At 47.6% G+C, this 20,512-nt stretch carries 20 protein-coding genes; 5 read left to right on the top strand and 15 right to left on the bottom strand.

The genetic code is table 11. The features are described from left to right. From HU147_RS06125 to HU147_RS06085, 9 genes are all read right to left on the bottom strand, one after another. Entirely contained in the window at positions 1–417 is a 417-nt protein-coding gene (locus HU147_RS06125) for an acyl-CoA thioesterase (RefSeq protein ID WP_224075413.1), read from the bottom strand. Positions 418–423: 6 nt separating this feature from the next. Next, positions 424–1,602 carry a thiolase family protein gene (locus HU147_RS06120; RefSeq protein WP_224075412.1) on the bottom strand — a complete coding sequence of 393 codons (1,179 nt, stop codon included), beginning with the start codon at positions 1,600–1,602 and terminating at the stop codon, positions 424–426. Positions 1,603–1,636: 34 nt separating this feature from the next. Then, complete coding sequence (locus HU147_RS06115; protein WP_036802852.1) at positions 1,637–2,035, bottom strand: MaoC/PaaZ C-terminal domain-containing protein; 399 nt, start codon at positions 2,033–2,035, stop codon at positions 1,637–1,639. Continuing rightward, the gene (locus tag HU147_RS06110; protein WP_053165988.1) at positions 2,032–2,481 is read right to left on the bottom strand and encodes a MaoC family dehydratase N-terminal domain-containing protein; all 450 of its coding nucleotides are present in this window, start codon (positions 2,479–2,481) and stop codon (positions 2,032–2,034) included. Before HU147_RS06110 ends, HU147_RS06115 begins: the two co-directional genes overlap by 4 nt. A 17-nt stretch (positions 2,482–2,498) precedes the next feature. Beyond that, entirely contained in the window at positions 2,499–3,263 is a 765-nt protein-coding gene (locus HU147_RS06105; protein ID WP_224075411.1) for an SDR family NAD(P)-dependent oxidoreductase, read from the bottom strand. Between the two features lie 28 nt (positions 3,264–3,291). Continuing rightward, entirely contained in the window at positions 3,292–4,467 is a 1,176-nt protein-coding gene (locus HU147_RS06100; protein ID WP_036802848.1) for an acyl-CoA dehydrogenase family protein, read from the bottom strand. Between the two features lie 20 nt (positions 4,468–4,487). Beyond that, a complete protein-coding gene (locus tag HU147_RS06095; RefSeq protein ID WP_224075410.1) occupies positions 4,488–6,071 on the bottom strand; it encodes a long-chain-fatty-acid--CoA ligase in 1,584 nt (527 codons plus the stop codon). Positions 6,072–6,093: 22 nt separating this feature from the next. Beyond that, positions 6,094–6,867 carry an SDR family oxidoreductase gene (locus HU147_RS06090; RefSeq protein WP_224075669.1) on the bottom strand — a complete coding sequence of 258 codons (774 nt, stop codon included), beginning with the start codon at positions 6,865–6,867 and terminating at the stop codon, positions 6,094–6,096. A gap of 239 nt (positions 6,868–7,106) precedes the next feature. Further along, the gene (locus tag HU147_RS06085) at positions 7,107–7,502 is read right to left on the bottom strand and encodes a hotdog fold thioesterase (RefSeq protein ID WP_317985493.1); all 396 of its coding nucleotides are present in this window, start codon (positions 7,500–7,502) and stop codon (positions 7,107–7,109) included. A 242-nt stretch (positions 7,503–7,744) separates the two neighbouring features. Between HU147_RS06085 and HU147_RS06080 the strand changes: the two genes are divergently transcribed. Further along, a complete protein-coding gene (locus HU147_RS06080; protein ID WP_224075409.1) occupies positions 7,745–8,326 on the top strand; it encodes a hypothetical protein in 582 nt (193 codons plus the stop codon). 212 nt (positions 8,327–8,538) lie between these two features. Beyond that, on the top strand, positions 8,539–9,597 hold the full coding sequence (locus HU147_RS06075) for a C40 family peptidase (protein WP_224075408.1): 1,059 nt from the start codon (positions 8,539–8,541) through the stop codon (positions 9,595–9,597). Between the two features lie 76 nt (positions 9,598–9,673). Here the strand turns inward: HU147_RS06075 and HU147_RS06070 are convergent, their stop codons facing one another. From HU147_RS06070 to HU147_RS06060, 3 genes are all read right to left on the bottom strand, one after another. Then, on the bottom strand, positions 9,674–10,495 hold the full coding sequence (locus HU147_RS06070; RefSeq protein ID WP_224075407.1) for an enoyl-CoA hydratase-related protein: 822 nt from the start codon (positions 10,493–10,495) through the stop codon (positions 9,674–9,676). After that, positions 10,488–11,381, bottom strand: a complete 894-nt coding sequence (locus tag HU147_RS06065) for an NAD(P)H-dependent flavin oxidoreductase (RefSeq protein WP_224075406.1) — start codon at positions 11,379–11,381, stop codon at positions 10,488–10,490. The genes HU147_RS06070 and HU147_RS06065 overlap by 8 nt, the downstream gene beginning before the upstream one ends. Before the next feature lie 90 nt (positions 11,382–11,471). Continuing rightward, the gene (locus tag HU147_RS06060) at positions 11,472–12,974 is read right to left on the bottom strand and encodes a class I adenylate-forming enzyme family protein (protein WP_224075405.1); all 1,503 of its coding nucleotides are present in this window, start codon (positions 12,972–12,974) and stop codon (positions 11,472–11,474) included. 438 nt (positions 12,975–13,412) lie between these two features. Between HU147_RS06060 and katA the strand changes: the two genes are divergently transcribed. Then, positions 13,413–14,879, top strand: a complete 1,467-nt coding sequence (katA, locus tag HU147_RS06055; protein WP_224075404.1) for a catalase KatA — start codon at positions 13,413–13,415, stop codon at positions 14,877–14,879. A gap of 214 nt (positions 14,880–15,093) precedes the next feature. Here the strand turns inward: katA and HU147_RS06050 are convergent, their stop codons facing one another. Further along, entirely contained in the window at positions 15,094–16,488 is a 1,395-nt protein-coding gene (locus HU147_RS06050) for a protoporphyrinogen oxidase (protein ID WP_224075403.1), read from the bottom strand. Between the two features lie 204 nt (positions 16,489–16,692). Here HU147_RS06050 and HU147_RS06045 point away from each other — a divergent pair, with 204 nt between their 5' ends. Further along, on the top strand, positions 16,693–17,253 hold the full coding sequence (locus HU147_RS06045; RefSeq protein WP_224075402.1) for a nitroreductase family protein: 561 nt from the start codon (positions 16,693–16,695) through the stop codon (positions 17,251–17,253). Positions 17,254–17,282: 29 nt separating this feature from the next. Here the strand turns inward: HU147_RS06045 and coaW are convergent, their stop codons facing one another. Continuing rightward, a complete protein-coding gene (coaW, locus tag HU147_RS06040; protein WP_224075401.1) occupies positions 17,283–18,086 on the bottom strand; it encodes a type II pantothenate kinase in 804 nt (267 codons plus the stop codon). A gap of 162 nt (positions 18,087–18,248) precedes the next feature. Between coaW and HU147_RS06035 the strand changes: the two genes are divergently transcribed. Continuing rightward, positions 18,249–18,809, top strand: coding sequence for a chloramphenicol phosphotransferase CPT family protein (locus HU147_RS06035; RefSeq protein WP_224075400.1), 561 nt, complete (start codon positions 18,249–18,251; stop codon positions 18,807–18,809). A gap of 29 nt (positions 18,810–18,838) precedes the next feature. Here the strand turns inward: HU147_RS06035 and HU147_RS06030 are convergent, their stop codons facing one another. Further along, a complete protein-coding gene (locus tag HU147_RS06030; protein WP_224075399.1) occupies positions 18,839–20,272 on the bottom strand; it encodes a YfcC family protein in 1,434 nt (477 codons plus the stop codon). Positions 20,273–20,512: the final 240 nt, after the last annotated feature.

The raw sequence follows: 20,512 nt of genomic DNA, 5'->3' as shown, positions 1-20,512 counted from the left end.
TTACACAGGGACGAGGAATTCTTCCAATGCCTCCCGCAAACCAGCAGGTATGAGCTCCGTCTGCTGCTGTGCATAGTCGAAGCAGACAATAACCGCACTTCCTGAAGCGATGCGTGCCCCGGTTTCCGATTCCGTTAATTCGTGCACCAGCTTAAAGCTTTTCGAGCCGATCTGTTCAACTGTCGTTTTAACAAGGAGCGTTTGGCCGGCATAAGCCTGGGCTAAAAAATCACAGGCAGTCGAAGCGATGATAAAATCGATGTTCCCGCGTTTTTGGGTTCCGGTATAACCGATTTCCCGGAAGAATTTTGACCGCGCTTCTTCCATATAGAAAAAATAACTGGTATTGCTGACATGCCCTCCGGCATCGGTTTCGCAAAATCTGACGTAAACGTTGATCTCCGGTTTTTCCTTCACCCTAGCTCACCCTTCCCGTTCGATGATTGTTGCGATTCCCTGTCCTCCGCCGATACAGGCAGTGATCAGTGCGTATTTGCCCTCTGAACGTTTTAATTCGTAGACCGCTTTCGTCAGCAGGATTGCTCCTGTTGCTCCGAGCGGATGGCCTAATGCAATCGCACCGCCGTTGACATTGACTTTATCAAGGTCCATTTTCAATTCTTTATCGCAAGCCAGAACTTGTGCAGCAAAGGCTTCGTTGATTTCGATTATGTCCATGTCCTCCAAAGAAAGGCCGGCTTTTTCGAGAACTTTACGGGTTGCCGGCACCGGACCGATGCCCATGATATTCGGATCCACTCCGGCTACGGCGTGCGCGCGCACAACCGCCAAAGGAGCAAGCCCCAGTTCTTCTGCCTTTTCCCTCGACATCAGCACCGCTGCTGAAGCCGCATCGTTCAATCCGGAACTACTGCCAGCTGTCACCGTGCCGCCTTCCAGAAATGCCGGCGGCAATTTTGCCAGTGCTTCTTTCGTTGTCTGCGGACGCGGATGTTCGTCTTTATCAAAAACCACCGGTTCCCCTTTGCGCACCGGAATGGTGATCGGCACAATCTGTTCGTCAAAACGCCCTTCTTCCATAGCGCGCGCTGTCCGCAGCTGGCTTTGAAGTGCAAAGTCATCCTGTTCCTCGCGGCTGATGCCGTATTTTTCCACCAGATTTTCTGCTGTAATGCCCATAGGCGGGTCGCCGATTTCTTTTGGTGACAATTGGGATTTCCGGAATTTCGGCGGAGCCGGGCTGAACGGTTTTTCTGGACGCGCCATCAAATAAGGCGCTTGGCTCATGCTTTCCACTCCGCCAGCTATGTACACATCGCCGTCCCCGGACCAAATGGCTTGCGCTGCCAGATTTACCGCATTGATGCCCGATCCGCATTGGCGGTCGACCGTCAGACCGGCTAAATGGTCGCCCATCCCTGTCTGAAGCGCCGTGAGCCGCGCAATATTTCCGCCGCCGCTCAAGACATTGCCCATAATGACGTCATCCACTTCTTCCGAACTGATGCCAGCGCGGTTCAAAGCCTCTTTGACTGCCTCTGCACCAAAGACATGCGCAGGAACCGAAGCAAGTGCCCCTCCTTGCCTGCCAATCGCCGTACGAACTGCTGATACAATAACTGCGTCCCGATTATTCGCCAATCCATTCTCCTCCTCTTTTTTCACTCTTTCTCATTCAAAACGAAAAAACGACATCGCCTTTTAGTACATCCTTGCCTTGCTGATTGACGGCTTGTACTGTGAACTTCGTGTATTCCTGCTGCTTTTCCGAAACGGCCGCTTTTAATGTAATGACGTCGCCAATAAATACCATGCCTCTAAAACGGATTGAATAGTCCTGGATAAATCCTTCACTTAAGTAAGGCGTAAACAGCTTGGATAGATTGCCCATCGTCCACATGCCGTGGGCGATGATTCCTGGAAGCCCTGCTTTTTCAGCTTCCGCATCAATCGTATGAATCGGATTAAAATCGCCGGAAGCACCTGCATATTTGATCAAATCCAGGCGCTCAACCGGCGCCAGTTCCATCTCTGAGAGGGATTCTCCCAATTGAAGATCTTTCAGCTGCTTCATACCGGCATCCCCTTTCTCGCCGCTTCGTTGATGATGACGATGCGTTCTTCTGTAAACAGCAAAGCGCCTTCTGCATCTTCTCCGTATTTGGTGATGACCAAAAAGCCCATATCGCCGAAATTGCCGCTTTTCTCGTAATAGTCTTTGACTTCCATCCAGCAATAAATGTCTTCGCCTACAAACAGCGGCCGGTTGTAATGGTAAATTTGCTCGCCGTGGATCAATCCTTGCGAAGGCAGTTTCAAATCGGGGATGCTGCCGGCATCGAATGTCACCGGAAATGTCGCCGGTGCGATATTTCTCCCGTATTTCGACTCTTTCCCGGCCTGTTCATCCAGAAACAGCGGCGACGGATCGCCGATTGCTTCTGCAAATTTCCGGACTGCGCCCCGTTCAATCGTATTTTTCACTTTCTCCGAACGTTTCCCAATGCTTTCTTTCAACATAGTTTCTGCCCCTTTCATCAGTTTTTCGGACCGCCTGCCACATACAGTACTTGCCCGCTGACAAACGATGAGCGTTCATCAGCGAAAAATGCCACTGCATTGGCAATGTCTTCCGGCTTTCCGCTCCGGTTGACCGGAATGTTCGAGACGCTTGCCTGGATCAAATCGTCAAACGGAATGCCAATCCGTTCAGCCGTCGCTTTCGTCATATCCGTTTCAATAAACCCTGGCGCTACGGAGTTTGCAGTAATGCCAAACTTGCCCAGCTCAATCGCCAATGTCTTCGTAAACCCTTGGAGGCCGGACTTGGCAGTGGCGTAATTCGCCTGGCCCCGGTTCCCCAGCGCAGAGGTGGACGAAATGTTGATGATGCGGCCATATTTGTTCTGGGTCATATATGCCTGAGCGGCGCGTGTGGCATAAAATGCCCCTTTTAAATGGACATCCATCACCGTCAGCCAATCTTCATCGGTCATTTTAAACAGCATATTGTCCCGGATCACGCCGGCGTTATTGACCAGGATGTCCACCGAACCGAATTGCTCAAACACGCCTTTCATCGCTTCTTCGATTTGTTCTTTATCGGTCACACTGGCATTTTTCGTATAGACGGAATAGCCTTTCCCCGAAAATTCCGCGGCCGTTTCATTCAGCGCTTCTTCATTGACGTCAATGATGGCGACGTTTGCACCTTCACTTGCAAAGCGCTCCGCAATCTCTTTGCCGATTCCCCGGCTGCCTCCGGTTACAAATGCCGTTCTTCCTTCAAATGTGTTTTTCATCTCCATAACTTCCTTTCAGTCCGTGGATTTAAATGAATTGGCCTACCTTCACATGCCCTTTTAACAAGTTGCGCGAAATGATCATGCGCTGAATTTCATCCGTGCCGTCGTAAATTCTCCATAGACGGGCTTCACGGTACCAGCGTTCGATCGGCAATTCCCTTGTGTACCCCATGCCGCCGTGGATCTGTAAGACACGGTCAACAACGCGGTTGCCCATATTGGCGCCGTACAATTTTGCCATCGATGCCAAATGGCGGTTGTCTTCTCCTTGGTCGAGTGTAAATGCCGCATTCAGCACCAGCCATTTCGCTGCCTCGATTTCCACCGCGGAATCGGCAATCGGCCATTGGATGGCTTGGCGCTCAGCAATCGGTTTGCCGAAGGTCTTGCGTTCTTTCGAGTAGTCAATCGCCATTTGCAGGAGCCGTTCACTCATGCCGACAGCGCGCGCTCCTACCACCCATCGGGCAAAGCCGATCCACTCAAGCCCCAGGTTATAGCCGCCGTTGACTTCGCCGAGAATGTTCTCTTCCGGAACACGAACATTATCAAACACCAGCCCGGCTGGCCCCCATTCACCCATCGTATCGATGTATTCGGATTTCCAGCCCATGTCGCGGTCGACGATAAAGCACGTCACGCCTTCGCGGCCGGTTTTTGAATGCAGTTCTTTGTCTGTAATCGCAATGACCATTACAAAATCCGCTTCGTTCCCGCCGGTAATAAAGGTTTTCTCGCCGTTCAGCACCCATTCATTGCCTTCTTTGACGGCCGTCATTTTCAGGTTCTGCGTATCCGATCCCGCATCCGGCTCCGTCATCGCAAAACACGATTTTTTATCTCCGTTGATGGTCGGAATCAAGTATTTCTGCTTTTGTTCTTCGTTGCCATAGTAGAGAATATTGTCAGCTGAACCGCCGAACGTGAACGGCACGAAGGTTTTCGATACTTCCATCAGGACCAGCGCCATCATCATCTGTCCCATATCCGCTCCGCCATATTCTTCCGGTGTATTGATGCCCCAAAAACCGAATTCTTTTGCTTTTTGCTGCAATTCCTTCAGTTTTTCTTTTGAAATGCCAGGCTTACCTTCCCGCTCATTTTTCAGCACATCGTTTTCCAGCGGAATCAATTCTTTCTCGACAAATCTCCGGATTGTTTTTCGGACCATTTCCTGTTCTTCCGTTAAACGTAAATGCATCGTCATCTCTCCATTCGTTTTTATTGGGCTTTATTGTTGATGAATTGCTCTCGCAACGTACGTTTCAGTATTTTGCCCACCGCTGTTTTTGGCAGGTGTTGAACAAACTGGACATGTGCAGGGACCTTATAGGCCGCCAATTCCGTTCGGCAAAAATCAATCAATTGCTGTTCGGTCAGTTCCGCTCCTTCTTTCAGCACCACCATGGCCTGTACGGTTTCTCCCCTGTATTCGTCCGGAATCCCGAACACCGCAGTTTCCAGCACAGCGGGGTGGCGATAAATCACATTCTCCACTTCAATCGGGTACACATTAAAGCCGCTGGCAAGAATCATTTCTTTCTTGCGGCCCACAATATAAAAGAAGCCATCTTCGTCCATTGTTGCCAGGTCTCCCGTGAACAGCCAGCCCTCCCGTATTGTGAGATTGGTCTCTTCCGGCCTGTTCCAATAGCCTTTCATGACTTGCGGGCCTTTAATCACCAATTCGCCGACTTGGCCGGCTTCAAGTGTTTGCTCACCCGTTGCAATATCAACGATGCGGGCATCCGTATTCGGCAAGGGAATGCCGATGCTGCCATTTTTCTGAAGCCCTGAAATCGGGTTGCGGTGCGTGACCGGAGATGCTTCCGACAACCCATACCCTTCTGCCACTTTGGTGCCGCTGACTTTATTGAACTGTTCAAGCACTTCGAGCGGCAGCGGAGCCGAGCCGCTTGAACAAGTGGTTAGGCAGCCCAGATCGAACTGCCGGGTTTTATAGTAGTCCAGCAAAGCGATGTACATCGTCGGCACGCCTGGAAAAGCTGTTGGTTTTGTTTGTTCGATCAAAGCCACCACTTGTTCGACATCGAATTTCGGCACCAGGATCAGATTGCCGCCATTATGGAAAGTCACGCACATGCCGCTCGTCATGCCGTAGACATGGAACAGCGGAGCAATCGTCAGTACCCGTTCTTCGCCTTTTCTCGTTTTCACCAATCCGGTAGCCGCACTTTGCAGCGTATTTGCTGCGATGTTGTAGTGGGTCAGCATGGCACCTTTGGGAAGGCCCGTCGTTCCTCCTGTATATTGGAGAACCGCTACATCATCTATAGGGTCAATTTTCACCTGGGGCATTTCTTTCGCTGATTCTCCATCCGTAAAATCAGGTTCCAAGCCAACCGCTATCACTTCTTTTACGGGTGTTTCTCCCGCGATGTTTTGAAAGAGCGGCAACAAGCGGTCCAGGATGATCAAGGCTTTTGTTTCTGAGTCCTTCAAGATATGAAGCAGTTCAGCCGGCTGAAACATCGGATTTAATTGGACGACTGTCGCTCCGCATGAAAGTGCCCCGTAGAAATTGACCGGATACTGTGGGCAGTTCGGCAGCATAATGGCTACCCGGTCGCCTTTTCGGATTCCTTTATCCCACAGCATGCCGGCCGCTTTTTGGATGTGGCTCTCCAGTTCCTTGTATGTATAAGTCTGGTTGAAAAAAGTTACTGCTGTATGGTGCGGATACGCCTGGAGCGATTCGCCAAGCAGCTCCACTAATGAAATTTCCGGAATTTCTATTTCTTTTGGATTGCCTTCTACTACGTATTGCAGCCAAGGTCTTTCCATCGCCTTCCCTCCTCACCGAACTTTATAATGAACTGCCTCCATCAACTGCTATAATCTGGCCGGTTACGTAGTCGCTTGCTGCCCCTGCTAAAAAAAGCGCCACGCCTTGAAGCGATTTCGGTTCTCCCAGCTTTTTCATCGGATTTCTGCTGATGATTTTGTCAGCATGCTTTGCGATTGTCTGTTTTGTCATTTTTGTCTCAAAAAAGCCGGGGGCGATGGCATTCACGTACAGGCCATGGCCAGCCCACTTCCTAGCCAGATCTTTTGTGAAATGGTGGACCGCAGCTTTGCTCGTGCTGTAGCCGATGGCATTCAACACTTCCGGAGATTCCGCCTTTAAGCCGGCAGTCGAACCGATGTTGATGATTTTTCCGTAGCCGTTGCCAATCATGTGCTTGCCAACGGCTTTTGACATGAGAAAGGTTCCAGTCACATTGACATTCATCACTTTCTGCCACGCTTCAAGCGGCATGTTCTCAGCAAATTCGCCCCAAGTGGCTCCACTGTTATTGACCAAAATATCGATGGCGCCGAAATCCTGAAGCACTTCCGCAACGGTCTTCTCGACTTGTTGTTCGTTGCTGACATCGCATTCGTAAGCTTTTGCTTTAATGCCGAATCTGCGCTCCAGATCTTCTGCAGTTTCCTGGCAATTGGTGAGTTTGCGGGAACAGACGGCAATGTTTGCTCCATACTCTGCGTAGACTTCGGCAATATTTTTCCCTAAACCGCTTCCTCCTCCAGTAACGAGCGCTGTACGTCCACTCAAATCAAAAAAAGAATTTGTCATCATCATTCTCCTTCCGTACATATCGGATGCCCAAAACTAAATACTGAACGTTCGGTATGTTAGATTTAAAAAAAGACGCTTACTATCTTTCTTGGAAGCTGGAACCAAAAATGTAAGCGCTTTAATTAATCATTTTCATTGAGTATACATTAATCCGTTCTACAAGTTCAATATGTTTTTTAATTTTTCTGACTAATTAAGTTTGAACAGTTGTCCTCTTTCAAAAAATTTCCCGCATAACCTTAGCGTTTTTTGGGGGCGATCGCTACGGTGCAGCGCGATACACAAATCAACTTTTCTTCTTCGTCCATTATTTTTATATCCCATACCATTGTGGTCCGGCCTTTATGTAAAGGAGTTCCGACAGCCGTTACTGTTCCTTCTTGTTTCCCGCGGATGTGATTGGCATTGATCTCCAGCCCGACCGCAATTTCGGTTTCCTGATCGATTAAATTCCATGTACCGATGCTTGCGACCGTTTCAGCCAATACAACTGAAGCGCCTCCGTGAAGAAGGCCAAATGGCTGATGCGTTGCTTCGTGGACCGGCATTGTCGCGACGACACGATCTGCTTCCACTTCTCCCATTTCGATTCCGAGCGTTCCCATTATCGTTTTTTCATATGGCTTGATTTTCATAAACTTCCTCCTTTTCGTTAATAGTGCCAACATATCATATCCCAAGAATGATGCCTACCTTTTTCAAACCCGCTTTTAATTTTTTCCGCAAAACTTCTGCGGCTTGCAGTGCTTCCCAAACCCGCTTGTCAGTCCAAGAACATCTGGCTTGAAAACAAAGCTGATGTTTTCTGTTGGCGCTGTCTGCCCTCCTTCAGAAAAATGTATACTGAAAGAAACAGAATTCGAAAGGAGCATGGCTGATGAATGCAGCAGAAGCACAATTCAATGGCGTTGTTTTATTGTACGGTTACTTGCAGCGTCTTTTTGTTTACGGAAAAATTAAAAGTTTGGTAGGCACAAAACCCGAAGAACTGAAACTTGAGCGGCTCTCTTCTCACTTGGATTCCGCGAGCTCCGTCTTTGGAAATTTCGACCGGCAGAACGGCCTAACCAAAATACAGAAACAGCAAATGCTTGTTGCTTTACAGACCATCGAAGAACTTATGCCCCTGACACTCAAGGTGGCGGAAGAGCCTCAACTGGAAGATCAGTTAGCCGTCGCCGGTGCTGCGCTTTACGCAGAAGAATACATTAACAATGGGCTGATGCACTTCGGCAAGCTCTTTAATCCACAAGTAGAAGATCGGTTCCGCCAACATATTCCCTATTTTCAAAATCGGGTCAATAGCATCAATCACTTCGTGGAAAAAGCCGAAAACCAGAAAAGCTTAGCTTTCCATGAAACCAAACAGCTAACCAAATGGTACGAAGATGTTTTGGCAAACGCCGCTGATACCTCAGAAGATTTTCGGCAGATTCATCAATATCTCCATACTCTTTAACGAAAAAAGTTTCGGAACAGCAATGTTCCGAAACTTTTTTCATTACCCCCTATTACTTGGATTTAAACCATGACCACACACTTTGTAACACAATTGTAATATTAAAACTTATTGCCTATTTAATTTTTTGAATATACAATTAAATACAACTTAAGTATTCAATAAAATTTACTATTTTATATACAAATTATTCATTAAAAAGGAGAAAAAACATGAAAAAATTAGCTTATTCTGTACTTGCTGCAGGTTCTTTGGCTCTATGCATCGGAGCTGCGAGTGCAGATGCAAGTTCGTACACCATTAAACCAGGAGATACATTATGGAAGGTCGCTTCTTCAAATAATGTCTCGGTAGCAAACATCAAACAATGGAACAATTTAAAATCTGATTCCATTTATCCAAATCAAGTTTTAAAATTAAGCGCTACTGCGCCATCAAAAAAGCCAGCTTCTACTACAACAGCTACTCCTTCTTCGACCGGAGCCAGTTCGCAAAATTTATACATAGTAAAATCAGGAGATACGCTTTACAAGATCGCTACTCTACATAAAACAACCGTCAGCAACATTCAAAAGCTGAACAACCTTTCCACAAACACAATTTCCGTCGGCCAAAAACTGAAAGTAAGCGGCACAATTGCGGCTCCTGCCGCCCCTAAAGCGCCGGCACCAGCTAAAACTACGGCCCCGACGGTTTCCGGCAGCACTTATAAAGTGGTAAGCGGAGATACATTGACAAATATTGCCCACCGTCATGGCATCTCCGTGACACAATTAATGAACTGGAATGGCTTGACTTCAAGTTCGATCCGGGTTGGACAAGTGTTGAATGTGAAGAACGCCACAGTCGTTGCACAGCCTAAACCTACACCTGTTTCACAGCCCGCAGTCCCAGCAGCTGGAGTTGCCGGAAAAGTAATTTCAACTGCAACTTCCCTGACCGGCATTCCATACGTTTGGGGCGGTGCGACACCAAGCGGATTTGATTGCAGCGGATATATTTACTATGTCTACAATAAAGCCGGCGTCAGCCTTCCGCGCACGAATACAACGGGCTACGATGCCCGCTCATACGATGTAAGCAATCCAAAGCCGGGTGATTTGGTGTTCTTCAGCAATACGTACCGTGCAGGGATTTCTCATATGGGCATTTACCTGGGAGACAACAAATTCATCCATGCCGGCGGAGACCGCGTCCAAATCACCAGCTTGAGCGATTCTTATTGGGGCAAACATTTCGATGGATTCAAACGCCTATACGCGATGGATTAATTGAAAACAACTCCTGTTTTTTCTCCTTAAACCAAAAACAACACCGGAATTTTTTCCGGTGTTGTTTTCTTTTTCGCTATTCTTTTGTGGAATTGAAGAAATCCGGCAACTCGGACGCTTTCATCGGAAATTTGGCAAGCCGCTTTTCAACAAACGCTTGGATGCCTTCTTCCGCATCGGCATTTTGCCCTGCCCAATGCAAAAAGCGGGATTCGACCAGATGAGAAGCATGCGGATGTTCCTGCCCAAGCATCTTCCATAGTAATTGCCGTGTAAAACCATTCGAAGTAGCTGCGGTGTTTTCCACAATGTCTTTGGCGATGTCGTAAGCTTTCGCCAACGGATCTTCTGATTCGTATTGCACCAGACCGGTTCTAACCGCTTCGCTTGTCGGGATGTAACGCCCGGTCAGCGTCCATTCAAGCGCTTTTCCAATTCCCACAAGCCGCGGAAGGAACCAGCCTGAACTTGCTTCCGGACCGATTCCCCGACGCCCGAAAACAAAACCGATTTTCGCATCTTTCTTGACGATCCGGATATCCATCGGGAGGGTCATCGTCAGGCCAATGCCTACCGCTGCACCGTTGATAGCGGCAATGATCGGTTTGGTGCCTTCATAGACTTGAAGGCTCACTTGGCCACCGAGATCCCGGTATTCTTCTGCCGATTGTTCGGAAGAGAACGTCGACCCTCCGTCCGATAAATCCATGCCGGCACAAAATGCACGGCCGCTTCCGGTCACCACAATGACCCGGATCTCGTCATTTTGATTCGCTTCTTTGTAGAAATGCAGCAGTTCTTCGTTCATTATATCCGTATAGGCATTCATTTGCTCCGGCCGGTTTAACGTAAGTGTTAAAATACCGCCTTTTAAATCTGTTTTAATCGTTTCATACAAGACTCGCCACCCCCTCCTTGTATTCGGAAATCAGCGTGTCCACGATTTCTTTTGTGGTTTCCCTTTTCGTGATGGTGGTAACGCCGTGGCCTGCTGACCAAATATCCCGCCATGCTTTGGCATTGACCAAATGCGATAAATCGACTTCTTCTTTCGGTTTCAAGGTTTTCGGATCAATTCCCTGTTTCACCAGGCTCGGAACCAATACGTTGACCGGCACCCCACTGAACGAATCGGTGTACAGCACGTCTTCGATGGTGGAATCGATGACCATTTGCTTGTAGTCTTCCGGTGCACTGCTTTCTTCCGCCGCTAAAAAGCGGGTCCCCATATACGCGTAATCAGCACCCATCAGTTTAACCGCGGCAACGTCTGCCCCTGTTGAAAGGCCGCCCGATAAAATAATGGTGCCGCTGTAGAATTTTTTCACCGCAGCAATAAATGCAAACGGATTTAAGGTGCCGCCTTGCCCGCCTGCCCCTGCACAAACCAGCACCAGGCCGTCCACTCCGCTAGCGGCCGCTTTTTTCGCATGCCGCACATTCGCTACATCCGAATACACAAAGCCTCCGTATGCATGTACAATCTCAATGACTTCACCTGGCGACCCTAATGAAGTAATGACAATGGGCGGCTCGTATTGGCGGATCAATTCCAGATCCTCGGCATAGCGGCTGTTGGAGCCCGTATGGCAAATGAAATTGACGGCCCATGGCTTATCGCCGAGAGCCGTTTTCACTTCCTGCAGCCAGGCTGCACATGCTTCAACTGGACGCGCATTTAATAGAGGGAATGAGCCGATCACACCGGCATTTCCCGCTTCAATAACCATTTTGGGCGTCGACACCAAGAACATAGGTGAGATAATCACTGGAAGCTTAAGCATGATTAGCCGCCTCCTGAATTTCCCGTTTGAATTCTTTGCAGAAAGTTTCTTTTTGTCGGATACTGTGCATTTTTTGAAATTCCCCTCTCATTAAGCCCGCGAACTTTCCGCCGCACGCAATGTATGCTTCAACACTTTTCCAGACGCATTGCGCGGCAATTCATCCAGATATTCCACTTCCAGCGGCACTTTGTATTTTGCGAGCTGGGTCGTACAATACGATTTGATTTCTTCTTCTGACACGGACTTCCCCTCTTTTAGGACAACGTAGGCTTTTGGCACTTCGCCGTATACTTCGTGCGGCACGCCGACAACTGCCGCTTCGAGCAATTGCGGAATTTGGTACAGCACTTCTTCGACTTCCACCGGATAGACGTTTTCGCCGCCGCGGATAATCATGTCTTTTTTGCGGTCAACGATATACAACAGGCCGTCTTCATCAAATTTCCCAAGGTCGCCACTGTACATCCAGCCGTTTTTAACCGCTTGGCGCGTCGCTTCTTCATTCCTTAAATAGCCTTTCATCACCTGCGGACCTTTGACGACGATTTCACCCACTTGCCCGGTTGGCAGCGGATCCCCAAATTCATCCACCACCTGGATTTCCGTCTGCGGGAGCACTTCTCCGACCGAACCAATTTTATCAAGGGCAAAATGGTCTTTTAAGGAAGAGGCAGCCGGCGCGTTTTCCGTCTGCCCATAGCAATTTTGGACACCGACAGCCGGGAAGGTCTCTTTCAATTTTTTAACGAGCTCATAAGGCATGGGCGCCGCCCCGTAACAAAACAGGCGCAATGCCGGCAATTGCACTTTTTGAATATCCGGCAGGTTCAAAATGATGCTGTACATCGCCGGAACGCCGAAAAACATGGTCGGCTGGGCGGACTTCAGCATACCCAGCGTCTTGTCAGGAGAAAACGCTTCTTCTATCACCAAGGAGCCGCCTTTATGGGTGACAGGCACGACAAAAACATGAGCCGCTGCACAATGGAAAAGAGGCGTTGAGATAAGCATCCGGTCCTGCCCGGTAATCGCCATGGCTTCGGACCAGATTTCCGCGCATGCTTGTATATTGCCGTGCGTCAGCATCACGCCTTTCGGTTTTCCCGTTGTTCCCGAGGTATACATCACTACAGCGGTATCTTCCGCGTCCAAGGATACCGGTTTAAACTCCAGCGAAGCATCTTCCATAATGTGCCCTAACGTATCTTCTCCGCCGATGGTTAACGTATCCCGGAACTCATGCGCCGTGTTTTTGATCACTTCTTCAATACGCACATCATAGATCAACGCTTTCGCTTCCGAATTTGAGAAAATATACTGAACTTCCGGCGCTGCCAGTTTCGTGTTGACCGGCATGGCAATAAAACCGCCTAACTGGATGCCGAAATAACAAGCAAGAAACGTATCGGAATTCAATGCATACAAGGCGATAATATCGTCTTTTTGGTAACCCTTCTGCTGAAAATATGCCGCAACCTGTTTGACCTTTTGATAAAACTCGCTATAGCTCCATTCTCTCCCTTGATAAGAGGTATAAACTTTTTCAGGCTGTATATCCGCATACTCTGCGATTGATTGTGTAATGAGCATCTTTCCCATCCCCTTTTGTTTTAGTGGCATCTGCATAACTAACCTCATATGAAAAGGCTTACATTTCATCCGTCCTTTAACCCCTTTTTGATTGTTCCTTCACCTCAATAGATTTAGTTTTCTGAAAACTTTTACTTGAATTTTATCTTAGCTATTTTTATTTTGAAATGCAATCTCTTTCTATACACGTATGTTTAATTTTCAAACAGGAGTTTAAAGTTGAGTTTTTTTCTTTTTTCGGGCAATGTTAAAGATAGTAGAAAGAATCCTCTATCCAATTGAGAATTGCTTTTGTGAATATAAAAATTTTGTGTCTTACAGCCTCTAACAAATTTCTTTAATTATAATCATTATCATTAAGTATTGATTTTAATTTGAAAACTGTTATCATTATGAATGTAGTGTTTTACCTAATAATGAGAATGAGGTGTTCGATTCATGAGTACAGATAAAAGAACTTTAACGACTAGCTGGGGGGCACCGGTTGGCGACAACCAGAACTCGCAGACGGCTGGCCAACGCGGACCAGTATTGCTTCAAGATGTTCATCTTCTTGAGAAATTAGCACACTTTAACCGGGAACGTGTTCCTGAACGTGTTGTCCACGCTAAAGGCGCTGGCGCTCACGGATACTTTGAAGTTACACAAGACCTTACAAAATATACAAAAGCTGCTTTCTTGTCAGAAGTCGGCAAAAAGACGGATATGTTTGCCCGTTTCTCTACAGTAGCCGGCGAACTTGGTTCTGCTGACACTGTTCGCGACCCACGCGGCTTTGCTTTGAAATTCTACACAGAAGAAGGAAACTACGATCTAGTTGGAAACAACACGCCGATTTTCTTTATCCGCGATGCGATCAAATTCCCTGACTTTATCCATACACAAAAGCGTGATCCACGCACTCACTTGAAAAACCCTAACGCAGTGTGGGACTTCTGGTCATTGTCACCAGAATCGTTGCACCAAGTAACGTATTTGATGGGCGACCGCGGAATCCCTGCGACTCTTCGCCACATGCATGGTTTCGGAAGCCATACATTCAAATGGACAAACGCTGAAGGCGTATCCCATTGGGTGAAATACCACTTCCTGACTGAACAAGGCATCCAAAACATCACTCAGGAAGTCGCTGACAAAATTGCCGGCGAAAACCCTGACTTCCATACAGAAGATCTTTTCAATGCCATTGAAGAAGGCGACTTCCCTGCTTGGAAAATGTACGTGCAAATCATGCCTTTGGAAGATGCGAACACATACCGCTTCGACCCGTTCGATGTTACAAAAACATGGTCTCACAAAGACTACCCGTTGATCGAAGTTGGACGCATGGTGCTTAACCGCAATCCGCAAAACTATTTTGCAGAAGTTGAGCAAGCAACGTTCTCTCCTGGTACATTGGTTCCGGGTATCGACGTATCTCCGGACAAAATGCTTCAAGGCCGTTTGTTCGCATACCACGATGCACACCGTTACCGCGTAGGCGCTAACCACCAAATGCTGCCGATCAACGCTGCGAAAAACGAAGTAAACAACTACCAGCGCGACGGCCAAATGAACTTTGGCGCAAACGGCGGCGGTTCTGTCTACTACGAGCCAAACAGCTACGGCGGACCGACTGAAACGGCTGCTGCAAAACCAGCTCCACTTGCAGTTGAAGGCTTCACTGATTCTGTGCCTTACCGTGAAGAAGACTTCTACACACAACCGGGCGACCTTTACCGCTTGCAGACTCCGGAAGAGCAAGAACGCCTTGTTGCTACTTTCGTCGGCGGCTTGAGCGCGGTGACAAAAGAAGATATCAAACTTCGTCAAATCAGCCACTTGTACAAAGCGGATCCTGAATTCGGTACACGCGTTGCTGAAGGTCTAGGCCTTCCAGTACCTGGCCTTACTGAAGTTAAATAAATAATTTGATGGCAGCTGTCCCTTTGGGGATGGCTGTTTTTTTATCGTTTTTTGGGGAGTTGGGCGTAAAGTGGTGCGAGTTGCTCGTATATGCTCTGAAGTTGCTCGTATTGCACCCGGACTTGCTCGTAAAACCAAGCAAGTCGCTCATATCCACCCCAAAGTTGCTCGTAAACTAAAAAAGAGAGCAGCCCGTTGGCCACTCCCCCTGTTTTCATTCACCTTTTATGCTTGCTGCAATCTCCATAGCCACATCTTTGCCGTTTTGGATGCAGGCGCCGATGCCGACACCGTAAAACGAAGCACCTGCGAGCTTCACATTCGGCATTAGTTCAGCCATTTTTTCTTCCAGCGCTGAAACAGCCGTCTTGTGCTGCATCGTGTAATTCGGCATCAAGTTTTTCCAGCCGGTCACTTCAACCGATACGGGTTTAGACGAAATCCCCAGACTTTTCTCGATATCCGTCAACGCCAATTCCGCCAGTTCGCTTTCTGATAAATCCTTCAAACGGCCATACGACGGATTGGAGCTTTTATAGAACAATCGAACAAGCAAGTTTCCGTTGCGGGAAGTATGGCTCCACTTGCGGCTCGTCCACGTGCAGGCATTGCATATCAAATCTGTATCCTGAGATACGATAAACCCGGTGCCATCTGCAGGCAGTTGTGCGTCGGGCAAGTCAAAACCAAAATAGACGCTGATCAATGATGAATTCAAGAGCTGGCCAAATTCCGGTTCCAGCGCTTTTTCCTTCAACAGACTTTGCGCCGCTTCATGAGGCGTTGCCAGAATGACGTAATCGGCTATCACCGATCTTCCATCAGCCATCTTCACTTCATAGCCGCCCTCCGTTTTCACGACCGCTTCTGTAGCCGTCCCTTTTATGATTGTCGCTTCATCCAGTTTTTCTTCCAGCCGGTCAATCAACACCGCCATGCCTTCGTCGAACGAAATGAATTTCTTGTTCGCAGCCCCTTGAAAATGCTGTTTGTTCGCTTCCAGCCCTTTGATGATGCTGCCGTATTTATTTTTGTAATCGACCAAATAAGGCAAAGTCGAAGCAAGCGTCAGTTCATGCAGATTCCCGGAGTAAACGCCTGACAGCACCGGTGCAATCTGATTGTCCACAAGTTCTTTGCCAAGAAACGCTTCCAGGAACTCCCCAATTGAACTGTCGCGTGTGAAGGCCTCATTCTTCGTTTCAAAATCCCGCAGCGCCGCTCGCTTCCCTTCTTCCGACACTAGCGTCGAACTGAAAAGGGCTTCTTCATCCATCGGTATGCCAAATACCGTATCGGCCGGAATAGCGTGCAGTTGATTATTGGCATATAAATAGGAAATGCCCGTGCCGTTATAGACGACCCGGTCCTGCAAGTCCAGCTCTTCAATCAGCGGCATGACGCTGGCATGGCGAGCAACAATCGAATCCGCACCGGTTTCCATGATGAATTCGGCATCTTTTACCGTACGGATCTTCCCGCCCAATTCTTCACTTTGCTCAATTAACACCAGTTCCAAATCAAGATTCTGTTCTTTTTTTAGTTGCTGCAAATAGTGCATAGCGGAAAGTCCTGTAATGCCTCCGCCTACCACTGCTACTGTTGCCATTCCTCATCCACTCCTTACTATTGTCTTCATTTTACCAACAAACCGAACTGAAAGCAGGCGATATTATGTCAGTTTTAATACGCTTGCCTCGGTTTCTTCCTATTTTATTTCCCAGGCAATAAAAGAGCACTTGATTGCGTTTTCACGCCCATTCTGGTTTGATTGAATGAGAAGCTTTATCATTTGCATAAAGGAGAGAGACAAATGCTGACCCCAATAGATCAAAATATTTTAGAGCGCCGGACCATCAAGAAGTTCAAAAAAGACCCGGTGGATATTGAAGAAATCATTGAATTGCTGAACGTGGCAAAATGGGCGCCCAACCACAAAGTAAATCAGCCTTGGCGCTTTCAATTGTATGCCGGCGACGGCAAAGAGAAATTTGTGCAGGCCTTTATCGATGCCATGCCAAAAGAAGACGGAGCCGTTCCGCAAAAAGTCTTGAATAAGGCACAATACTTCCGCGATATTCCTTTGCATTTGGTGGTGATCATGCCGGAAGATCCGCGCCAAAGACGCTGGGACGAAGACTACGGTGCGATTTCGTCGCTTCTACAAAACTTCCAGCTCGCTGCCTGGGCACGCGGCATCGGAATGATCTGGCGCTCGAATGACTGGATTTACGATCCCGTATTCCGGGAAGCCATCGGCGTACAGCCCGGCGAAAAGATTGTAGCGACGATGATGATCGGTTATCCGCAGCACGTACCGGAAAAACGGGAACGCACAGACATCCGGGAAAAATTGATTATCATCAATGAATAAAAAAGATGGCGCCAGAAGCGCCATCTTTTTTATTTTAAACTGATCATGGCGCCGACTGCTCCGGAAAACTCGCCGTTCTCCAAAAATAGCGGTGTTGCCCCGCGCAATATTGTGTAGCTTTCCACCACTTCTTTTAACAGTGGATTGTGGATAAAGGAAGACCCGATGTAAATAATGGTTGAACTGGCACACTGGCGAGCGGCTAAGACACTTACCGTGCTGACCGTTTCGCCAACCAGGCCGACCACTGTTGCCAACAGTTCTTCTTTCGACAGTTCACCGGCAGCAGAAAATAAATCATTGCCAAAATTGCTGGCGGTCAATTCGCCGGAAATCGGAGGTTCTTTGCCTTCGTATATATGCTTTACTTTCAAATCGATGCGGTCTCTCGAACCTTTGCTTGCCAATTCGACAATTTCTTCATAATCCGTAATGCCCGTCAGCAGATGGCTCAACCCTACCAAAGTTCCGCCGCCGACTCCTGTTCCGCCAAGGCGTTCCTGCATATTGTTCTGGATGCAATGGATGGACGTGCCTGTTCCGACATTGGTCACGACATAAATATCTTCTGAACGCCCCATCCGGTCCAACAGGAATTGAACGCCGAGATGTGTGGCATCAAATTCCACCATTTCCTTTAAATTTATATTTATTAGCGAACGGAGTACACCCGATTTACCGCCGGTCACACAAATCACGGGATTCTCCAGCCCGTTTATCCAACCGGCAACCCGCTCTATTTCGGCAATTGGGTATTTTATAAAATGGAGTGAACCGTTTTCGGTGTACGCCACTTTAATCAAGGTCCCGCCTGCATCGATACCGACAATCATTTCTGCACCTGCTCTTTCTGAACACCCGTAGTGAATTATTGCATACGAAGAAATTCTACCATAATCCTTTATGGATTGGGACAGTTTTCCATTAGATTGCCTGCTGGAAAACCAGCAGGTATACTTTTTTTATTGAACTTTTCTATTTCGGAGGAGAAAGTTATGGATAAAGGAACGATTATATTATTGAACGGGACATCCAGTTCCGGCAAAACCACTCTGGCAAACGAACTCATCAAACAGCTTCCTGATTATTTTGCGCTGAGTATCGATGAGTTTGACGGAATCATTGAACAGATGGAGGACCGGGATCAAAACCGGCTGATTCCGGTCCCGACAGAGTATTATTTTCACCGAAACATTGCCATGTTTTCCGAAAGCGGCATTCACTTGGTGGTCGATCAAATTTTGCATGATGATTTTACACTGAATGATTGCCTGGCCGTCCTGAAAGATTATCCGGTGCTGTTTGTTGGCGTCCACTGCCCGCTCGATGAAATTGAAAAAAGAGAATCCCAAAGAGGCGACCGTCCGCCGGGACTCGCCAAGAAGCAGCTGGAGTATGTGCATCAGCAAAATGAACAATACGACCTGGAAGTGGATACGTCCAAAGCGGAAATTGCTTTTTGTGCCGACCGCATCAAAGAACGGCTGGAGAACAAAGCTGCTTTTACCGGTTGGGCAGAAACGGCAAAAAAGCGCCGCAACTCTATACAAGCTTAAGAAGATGCCCCCAGCGGAGCATCTTCTTTTTATACCGGTCCCCACTCGATCAGTACACCGACTGTCAGCATGACGACCGCAATAACCACCCAGATGAGCAGCAGAGGCAACATCCATTTCGCCCATTTGATCCACGGAACACCCGCAATGGCGAGACTCGCCATCAGCGGACCGGAAGTCGGGAAAATGCTGTTGGTGAATCCATCACCGAATTGGTAAGCCTGGACCGCAACTTGGCGCGTGACTCCAATCATATCCGCCAAAGGCGAAAGAATCGGCATCACAATCATCGCCTGTCCACTGCCTGAAGGAACTAAGAAATTAATCATCCCATTCGCAACAAACATTCCAAGCGCTGCAAACACAGGAGTCAGTCCTTCAAGAGGCACCGATAAAGCATAGACAAAGGTATCCAGAATCTGTGCGTTTTCCATAACGATCAAAATTGCACGGGCAACCCCGATAATCAACGCCCCGTACACGAGGTTTTTACAGCCTTCCAGAAACGTCATGGTCAGTTTATTGTAATCCATGCCCGCAATGATTCCGGAACCGATGCCGATGATGATAAAGAACGCGGCCATATGGTCGATCGACCATTGAAATTGGATGGTGGCAAATACAAAGAACGCCAAACAAAGTGCGACAAACGACAAAATCAGTTTGTGCCGGACGGTGAAGGGCGCTTGCAATTCCGATTCATCACCACTCCCTACTTCCAACACTCCCACCAGGCTTTTTGCCGGATCTTTAAGAATTTTCTTGGCATAACGCCATGTATAATAAATGGTTACGCCAACAATTACAACAAACGCAAAAATTCTCAGCATCATTCCTGAAAACAGCGGAACATCCGCAATGCTTTGGGCAATTCCTACTGTGTAAGGGTTTAAAAAACCGACATTGAATCCCGCAAAAGTCGCTCCAAATGTAATCGATACTGCTACTATGGCATCGAGCTTCAATGCCCGCGCAATGATCAGGCCGATAGCCACAAATGGAATGATGGAATTCGCTACCGCTCCTACCGCTCCTCCAAGTGCAAACAGGATCGATACAAGCGCAATCAGCCAAAATTCTTTTCCGCGTGTCTTATTGACTGCCCGAAGAATTCCTCCCTTGATGGCTCCAGAGCGTTCCACTACTTCAAATGCTCCTCCGGCAAACAGCACTAAAAAGATCAGCCCGCCTGATTGGACCATTCCGGATTGCAAAGCCAAAAAGATATCCATAAAGCCGGTAGGGTTTTGTTCCGTTTCGCTGTATGTATTCGGCACCACTCTTTCGACTTCTTCCACTACTTCCCGTTCAAATGTGCCCGCTGGCACTATGTATGTGGCGGCCGCCGCCAGTAATAATACGAAAAGCAAAATCACGTATGTATCGGGCATTTCCCATTTCCACTTGCTTTTTCTATTGTTTTCATAAGTCGGTTCATTGGATTCATTCATCTTTTCTTTCATACCCCCTGTCGTTTTTCTTCTTTCATTTATGCAAATCCCAACTCCTTGAAAATTTTATGAAAGAAGTTAGTTAACAAGTATATAGAAAAATAATTAATTATCAAATCCATCAATTCTGTTAATTATGATTTTAAGCTAGCCCGATTGGCGAATTAACAAGCTTTTTCTATACCCACGCGTTTAGCAAATTAAACAGATTTTATGACAATCCACAAAGCTTTCTTCTTCTTTTTGTGAACT

Origin of the sequence: Planococcus chinensis, assembly GCF_020071995.1 — a bacterium.
GTDB classification, from domain to species: domain Bacteria; phylum Bacillota; class Bacilli; order Bacillales_A; family Planococcaceae; genus Planococcus; species Planococcus chinensis_A.
The sequence above is the reverse complement of the archived record's forward strand: the minus strand, read 5'-3'. Positions and strand labels throughout refer to the sequence as shown.

Excerpts from the sequence above, each read along its gene's own strand:
- HU147_RS06115 (WP_036802852.1), bottom strand. The coding sequence starts at position 2,035 with ATGAAGCAGCTGAAAGATCTTCAATTGGGAGAATCCCTCTCAGAGATG.
- HU147_RS06110 (WP_053165988.1), bottom strand. The coding sequence starts at position 2,481 with ATGTTGAAAGAAAGCATTGGGAAACGTTCGGAGAAAGTGAAAAATACG.
- HU147_RS06105 (WP_224075411.1), bottom strand. The coding sequence starts at position 3,263 with ATGAAAAACACATTTGAAGGAAGAACGGCATTTGTAACCGGAGGCAGC.
- HU147_RS06100 (WP_036802848.1), bottom strand. The coding sequence starts at position 4,467 with ATGCATTTACGTTTAACGGAAGAACAGGAAATGGTCCGAAAAACAATC.
- HU147_RS06095 (WP_224075410.1), bottom strand. The coding sequence starts at position 6,071 with ATGGAAAGACCTTGGCTGCAATACGTAGTAGAAGGCAATCCAAAAGAA.
- HU147_RS06090 (WP_224075669.1), bottom strand. The coding sequence starts at position 6,867 with ATGATGACAAATTCTTTTTTTGATTTGAGTGGACGTACAGCGCTCGTT.
- HU147_RS06085 (WP_317985493.1), bottom strand. The coding sequence starts at position 7,502 with ATGAAAATCAAGCCATATGAAAAAACGATAATGGGAACGCTCGGAATC.
- HU147_RS06080 (WP_224075409.1), top strand. The coding sequence starts at position 7,745 with ATGAATGCAGCAGAAGCACAATTCAATGGCGTTGTTTTATTGTACGGT.
- HU147_RS06075 (WP_224075408.1), top strand. The coding sequence starts at position 8,539 with ATGAAAAAATTAGCTTATTCTGTACTTGCTGCAGGTTCTTTGGCTCTA.
- HU147_RS06065 (WP_224075406.1), bottom strand. The coding sequence starts at position 11,381 with ATGCTTAAGCTTCCAGTGATTATCTCACCTATGTTCTTGGTGTCGACG.
- HU147_RS06060 (WP_224075405.1), bottom strand. The coding sequence starts at position 12,974 with ATGCTCATTACACAATCAATCGCAGAGTATGCGGATATACAGCCTGAA.
- katA (WP_224075404.1), top strand. The coding sequence starts at position 13,413 with ATGAGTACAGATAAAAGAACTTTAACGACTAGCTGGGGGGCACCGGTT.
- HU147_RS06050 (WP_224075403.1), bottom strand. The coding sequence starts at position 16,488 with ATGGCAACAGTAGCAGTGGTAGGCGGAGGCATTACAGGACTTTCCGCT.
- HU147_RS06045 (WP_224075402.1), top strand. The coding sequence starts at position 16,693 with ATGCTGACCCCAATAGATCAAAATATTTTAGAGCGCCGGACCATCAAG.
- coaW (WP_224075401.1), bottom strand. The coding sequence starts at position 18,086 with ATGATTGTCGGTATCGATGCAGGCGGGACCTTGATTAAAGTGGCGTAC.
- HU147_RS06035 (WP_224075400.1), top strand. The coding sequence starts at position 18,249 with ATGGATAAAGGAACGATTATATTATTGAACGGGACATCCAGTTCCGGC.
- HU147_RS06030 (WP_224075399.1), bottom strand. The coding sequence starts at position 20,272 with ATGAAAGAAAAGATGAATGAATCCAATGAACCGACTTATGAAAACAAT.